This window comes from Nostoc sp. S13 (assembly GCF_029379315.1).
Lineage (GTDB): Bacteria > Cyanobacteriota > Cyanobacteriia > Cyanobacteriales > Nostocaceae > Nostoc.
The window spans coordinates 56687-62686 of record NZ_JAQYWQ010000023.1; the positions used below are offsets into that span (position 1 = coordinate 56687).

Below are 6000 nucleotides of genomic sequence, written 5' to 3' on the forward strand. Positions count from 1 at the left end.
AGCAAATTTTATTCACGTTGTTAGCTTAAAATTTAAGCTGTTACTGTATTGCTTATTTTCCATCTCACAATGTCTAAGGATTTGTCTGCTGATATTAGTTCGCGCATCTGCAAACATATGAATGATGATCATAGTGATGCCATAGTTATTTATGCTAAGGCTTTTGGCGGTATCACAGATGCGTAGGCGTAGCCCGTCGGAGACATGGCAGCACAAATGCTGTCAATTGATGCACAAGGTATGGATTTAACAGCGCAAGTGAATGGGGAAGCTGTGCCAGTTCGCATTCAGTTTGATCATGTTTTAGCAGATGCGGAAGATGCCCATCAAACTCTAATTGCGATGGTGAAGCAGGCGCGGCTGAAGGCAAAGTAGAAATTGGCATAATTGTATGACTAAATAGTAAGACATCGTTTAAGTCTAAGTAGAGCAAGCCTTAACCCAAACATATTATTTTTGAAGCATGACATGGATCACCACTAGATATTAGGGTAGGATATTGACCACTGCGACATAAGGCTTGGTTTGGATAATTTCAAGCTTCCAATCTGAAAAATAATCAGGCAACTCATAGCCAACGCTCTTAACATGAGCCAACATCAACTCATCCCGTTGATGCCAAACTGCAAATATTCTTTCCCTCCCATCATCAAGCGTTTCTAGGTCAATTTGATAAACTTCATTTATCCGCTTTAGTTTCAAGCCCAACAAATTTAACAGTCGGCTGAGTATTTTTATTGCCGAAACCTGCTCTTTCTCCCCGATTAAGTTAATACCAAGCGCTCTTTTGATATGCTTACTATGCTGAAAAACAACATTTTTCAGCAATATCAAATCTGTATGACTCTCGCTAAATTCTCGTTTTACTTCGAGAAACTGAAGCATTCCTAATGCTCTCATCGCCTCAACTTTGAGCGTGTAAGTTTTTAAATCTGGTAGAAAAACTTTCCCTTCACCCCAAGATAATTGCTGATGCCATTCTTGCTGGTCTCTGACGTGAAAATATTCGCTTTCGTGAGTTAGATAATAATGAATTAACAGTTGACGATAATATCCGTGATCATCCTGCAATTTTAGCCAAGGAGTAACTTCTACAGCATATCTTTGTCTGAGAACATATTTATTGATTTGGTTGCGTTCTCCATCAGTCAGGGAATGCTTCACTAATAGCTGCTCATATTCTACATAATCGATATCTTTAGCATTAGCGACAGCAGTTGCTAGCGATAGTTGATTTTGCTGCTTAATATCTTTAATTTTGCGTTTAATTTCTTTAGCTTTTTGACGGCTTTGCGCCCAATCTTTTTGAACTTTGACAATTTCTAAAATTAATCTTCTGCGGGTAGCTAAATCATCAGCGTCAGTTGCCAGAAAGGCCAGGCGTAAATCTCGAATAATATTATTATGAACAGCATTACTCCGCATCTGAATTTGATGCCCATCAGCAATCAAACCATCTTGCATCGATTGACGGTAGAGGCGGATAGAAGCATTTACTCGTGCAGATAACTTGGCCCAAGTTCGCAAATGAATTGGGTCATGGACTAAAGGTAAATCCACATCTATTTTATGTAGTGGACTAAGCAAAGCTAAGTTTTCTTTTTGATTTTCTTGATACCAATCAGATAGCAAGCGATAATTTGTACTACCACTACCAATTAAGCCAATACCTCGTTTAGCGCACCAGACAATACGCGGAACATTATCCCGGACTCTCGCTAATGCTTGTCTTGCTTCCGAGTCAGGAATTACCCCTTGAAAAATGCCATAAACTCGGTCGAAATGTTGGACATCAATACTAATTCCCGTACCAAGGCTAGGCGTAACAAAAACGCCGTCATATTCAGAGATTTTTTGATTGATAGCGGCGATAAAATCAACCGCTTCATGGCCAGGTGTGTTTGTAGTGTGGCTACTAACTACCAAGGTTTTGGGAAATTGCCGTTGTAATTTTTGTAACCGCTCTTTCAGATAACGTTCAATTGTTTCACAACTATAACGCCCAGCGCGACTATCGGTAGTAACGTAACATTTACGTCCAGCAAGTAAATCCAATTCTAGTTGGTGAATTAGCGGTGTTGGATTCGGCGAATCATAAAAAGTTACGTCCCAACCATGCTGAGGTTTCCACTGGTTGAGAACCACCCAAGGTGTTAATTTAATTCCTACTAATCCCTGTAAATATTCAAGTGACACATCTGATAAATCAGCATCTTGGGCAATTACTAACCCCCCAGTTGTTAAAACTGTGGAAATTAGTTGCTGGAATAATTTTAATATTTTTACACGCTTGTGTTTACAAGTATTACTGTTTAATAGATGCCACAAAGATTGCTCGACTTCATCTAAAATTACTATTGCTCCCCGCCAATTTTCGGGGTTCAGTTTCCAAATCGAATCAACGCACAAGCCAAGGGAGTGCTGAGGAAAGAGAGAGCGAAGGATGGGAGGAGCAGGGGTAAGTGTTTTATCAATCCTTTTCTCCCCATCTTCTTTATGTGTTCCCCATTGAATACCAATTTTTTCACACAAAAATCGTCCTAATAGGATTCTGTGAGTAATTAACAAAACAGGTTGATTTCTACTTTTTGCTTGCTGAACAACGGCTTGCAGTGCTGTCGTTTTACCCGTTCCTTTGGCTGATTTGACTCCTACTAATCCAGAGGTGGGGAAAGGTATTTCACTTATATAAGGGCGATTCAAGGTGAGTGCAGCAGGAATGCTTAACTCGGTGTGGGGTTTGGTTTGAGCAAGATAAATTTCTAAATCAACACTTTGACGATAAACTTTATCAAAACTACTTGCACCTTTCGCAACGATAAACTCATCAACTCCTTTTTCCATTCCTGGAAATTCGATGACTTTAACAGTGCAATTTTTTTGCTGGAATAAACAACCAAGCTGGGAAATTGCATTATTTACAGCAGCAATTTTTTTAGGTTGAGTTTCAAAATCAAAGCAAATATAAAAGCTACGCTTTGTAATTGCAAACGCTGCTAAATCGGGAATTAGCTGACGACGGGTAACTTTACCAAAATCGTCTTTGACAACACGATAACCACTGGTAATTCCGGGAATGGCAATAGCTGCATATCCTTGCGTCAACAGTGTGGCTGCTTTTTTCACACCCTCGCAGATAACGAGGGGAATGTTCTGTTGCATCACCCATTGCCAAAAGCCTCCAGCTTCACCATCAGGAGTAATGGTAATATTCTCAGGCATGACCAGATTGTAACGTCCAGCCACTTGCTGCCACACTTGCAGCGTTACCCGCAAACAAAATACTCGCGTTGGCGTGCTGGGGGGATGCTCGTATTTGATGGACTTACCATTGTGATTCTGTCGGGGTTGGTTTGGCTTAAAGCATCCCCATTCCATCATTTGCCAATTATTCAAAGGGTCTAGCCCCGAACACCACCAACCACCTTCAGTAATATGAGCATAACGCTGCAACCATGCACTTTTCACCATTCCGGTATTGGTGCGGGGGAGTAGTTCAGAAATCAATAGATACTCATAAGCTGTTACGCCTTGGAGTGACTTAAAATTGAGTTGCACTAAGTGTAAGTCTATACGACTACTCTTGACTAATTCTTCAAGGTGTTGAGGGTGTAAATAGTGCAGATGCATAGGGAAAGACGCTAAGAGAAAGTCAATGAGATTAAAACATTAACACGCATCTGCTTTTTTTATATAAGAGAAATTGCGAGTCTTTAATGATGCTTTTTTTACTTCGTTACAGGAGACACATCGGTTAAGACTCTACTGCGTTATTCTCCCTATTAGATTCCCGAAGTAATAATTTTGTATTGTGATATTTGTTCGCGATTAATTTTTATTTATCAGTAAATTTATTGGTTAAGGAATGCGATCGCTGGGAGGTTGCCGCAGCGATCGCTATATGGTAATATTTTACAAGACGAGCTTTGTCACGAATCATAGACACGCACTCGCTTGTAGCTATGTGCTATTTCAGTAGTGATATCGAGCTTGAAGAAAATCAATTCGGTCATCACTTATTAGATAAACAATCCGGTGTTCTTGAGTAAGTCGCCGCGACCAAGCATCTGAATCTAAGTATTTCAATGGTTCAGGTTTGCCAATACCTGTAAAAGGATCTCGCATAATCGCTTCAACTAAGTTAAAAGCGCGAAGCGCAGTTTTACGGTTTGTCTCTACCTAATAGGCGAGGTCTTCCCGAAATTCTGGATAAAATACAGCATCTCGAACTTTATTTTCTTGGAGTTGGGTTTCATCCTTCTTCTTCGTCAACACCCAACTCCTGACGTAGTTCGTTGATACTTTGAGGTTTTAAAGTTCTAGCTTTTGCTCTTTCCAAAGCAGTTAACAGACGGACTGCATTTTTAGGTGAACGAAGTAAATAAGATGTTTCTAGTAAACTATCTAGTTCATCAACAGCAATTAGGGCGACGCTTTCGCCTTCTTGTCGGTTAATAACTACCACTTCTCTATCTGCAACTACTTGAGCGCAGAGTTCGGCTAGGTTGTTACGAGCATCAGTCAAGTTTGTCTGGTTGGACATGGTGGGATATTTCCTAATGCTGTAGGCTTTACAGAACATAATAGCTTGACTAGTTGGAGGCGCGATCATTCTTTCGGCAATGTAATAAAAGTAACTAAAATTAGAATCACTAGCTTAAGTTCGCCATATATTGCTTTATTTAGAGCGGTTTATATGCTTCAGTTTGAATCAAGATTAGTTTATAATATCACATCTCAGAAATTGAATAAATTCTTCTAATCCTTTAAAAATATCAGGATAATTGCTTTCCACTTGTATTTCTTCTTCTAGCTCTGGAAAAGCAGCTAATATGTCTTCATTTGCAATATTCAAATAAAATATAATAGGAAGAATGACTTTTTTAAAATCATCTATTGAAATAGAGTTTGAAGGTTGAGAAATGGAATAGGGACTTATATGGACAAAATTGGATAAATACTTATACAAAAAATCGTATCTTTTGTTAATCTTTTCTTTGTCCTGTTCACATCCAGGGTTTATTTCTATAAATCTTTTTAAAAGTACATCTTTGTGTTTTATAAAACATCCATTTATTTTAGCTACAGAACTCTTGAAGTTACAAGAAAACAAATTTTTATCCTTAATATCTTCATATCTTTTATTTTGTTCATTAATAATTTTTATCTGTTTGTAAAAATTATTGTTCTTTATACTGATTTTTAATTTATCTAATTGCTCATCTAGCTCTTGAAAATCTATCATTGGCTCTATTTGTCCTGCTTTTAAGCCCCTAATCATATCTTGCCTTTCAAAAATATCATATGATTCAAATATGAGATATCTAAATTTAAATTCAGATTCATCAATACCAGCTTCAGATGTTAAATAATAAAACGTTTTGTAAGACTCAATTATGCTTCTTGTTAAAATTGCTGCCGATGAAAAATCAACAAAATCTTGGTTGTCAATATTTTGAGTTAAGATATGAAAAATAGTTGTGCTAGTAGACTTCATTCTATATAAAATATGATGCCTTAATTTATTTTTATCATCTAAATTTTCATAAGTTTTATGCAAGAAATTAAAAACTTGATTAGTTAGAAAGAGAGATGACTTAAAAATATCTAATAGTTCTGAGTAATTCATACTTATTACTTTGGTAAATTTTTGTTAGTTCAATTTAACCTTTCTCATATTTTCTAATTAAAATAAAAAATATGAGGGTAAAGAGCATACATGACTCCTGACCCCTCAATCTTCTCGATTAAACCCAAAACTACACCCCGACGGCTTTCTTGGCGGCGTACAACACCTCAGCGTTGATTTCCTTGAAACCGCGATCGCAATTAATTTTCTTGGTGCTGCACTAGATTTATATTCTGTTAGGTGAAATCATTGCTGAATAGCACGTAAAACTTCTAAATTTTTTTCGTGGACTATCAGTTAAGCATAGATATATAGGAATCCTATTTGAGTTTTGAACAAGCTCCGTACATCTGAAGAGTGGCAAAGTCAAA

Annotated in this window: 3 protein-coding genes and 2 pseudogenes; 1 reads left to right on the plus strand and 4 read right to left on the minus strand. The window is 37.5% G+C overall.

Going from position 1 to position 6000, the window contains the following annotated elements; translation table 11 throughout:
* Nucleotides 1-69: 69 nt before the first annotated feature.
* Nucleotides 70-375: pseudogene (locus PUQ00_RS10395) on the plus strand (DUF2470 domain-containing protein).
* Nucleotides 376-486: 111 nt separating this feature from the next.
* Here PUQ00_RS10395 and PUQ00_RS10400 read toward each other — a convergent pair.
* The 4 genes and pseudogenes from PUQ00_RS10400 to PUQ00_RS10415 all read right to left on the minus strand — a co-directional run bounded on the left by PUQ00_RS10400 (nucleotide 487) and on the right by PUQ00_RS10415 (nucleotide 5629).
* Nucleotides 487-3630, minus strand: a complete 3144-nt coding sequence (locus PUQ00_RS10400; RefSeq protein WP_300415819.1) for a plasmid replication protein, CyRepA1 family — start codon at nucleotides 3628-3630, stop codon at nucleotides 487-489.
* Nucleotides 3631-3972: 342 nt separating this feature from the next.
* Nucleotides 3973-4272, minus strand: a pseudogene (locus PUQ00_RS10405) (Txe/YoeB family addiction module toxin).
* The gene (locus tag PUQ00_RS10410; RefSeq protein WP_300415821.1) at nucleotides 4253-4543 is read right to left on the minus strand and encodes a type II toxin-antitoxin system prevent-host-death family antitoxin; all 291 of its coding nucleotides are present in this window, start codon (nucleotides 4541-4543) and stop codon (nucleotides 4253-4255) included. The pseudogene PUQ00_RS10405 and the gene PUQ00_RS10410 overlap by 20 nt, the downstream one beginning before the upstream one ends.
* A gap of 174 nt (nucleotides 4544-4717) precedes the next feature.
* Entirely contained in the window at nucleotides 4718-5629 is a 912-nt protein-coding gene (locus tag PUQ00_RS10415) for a DUF5677 domain-containing protein (protein ID WP_300415823.1), read from the minus strand.
* Nucleotides 5630-6000: the final 371 nt, after the last annotated feature.

What these genes read in the sequence shown, in the direction of transcription:
- PUQ00_RS10400 (WP_300415819.1), bottom strand. Translation starts at nt 3,630, where the DNA reads ATGCATCTGCACTATTTACACCCTCAACACCTTGAAGAATTAGTCAAG.
- PUQ00_RS10410 (WP_300415821.1), bottom strand. Translation starts at nt 4,543, where the DNA reads ATGTCCAACCAGACAAACTTGACTGATGCTCGTAACAACCTAGCCGAA.
- PUQ00_RS10415 (WP_300415823.1), bottom strand. Translation starts at nt 5,629, where the DNA reads ATGAATTACTCAGAACTATTAGATATTTTTAAGTCATCTCTCTTTCTA.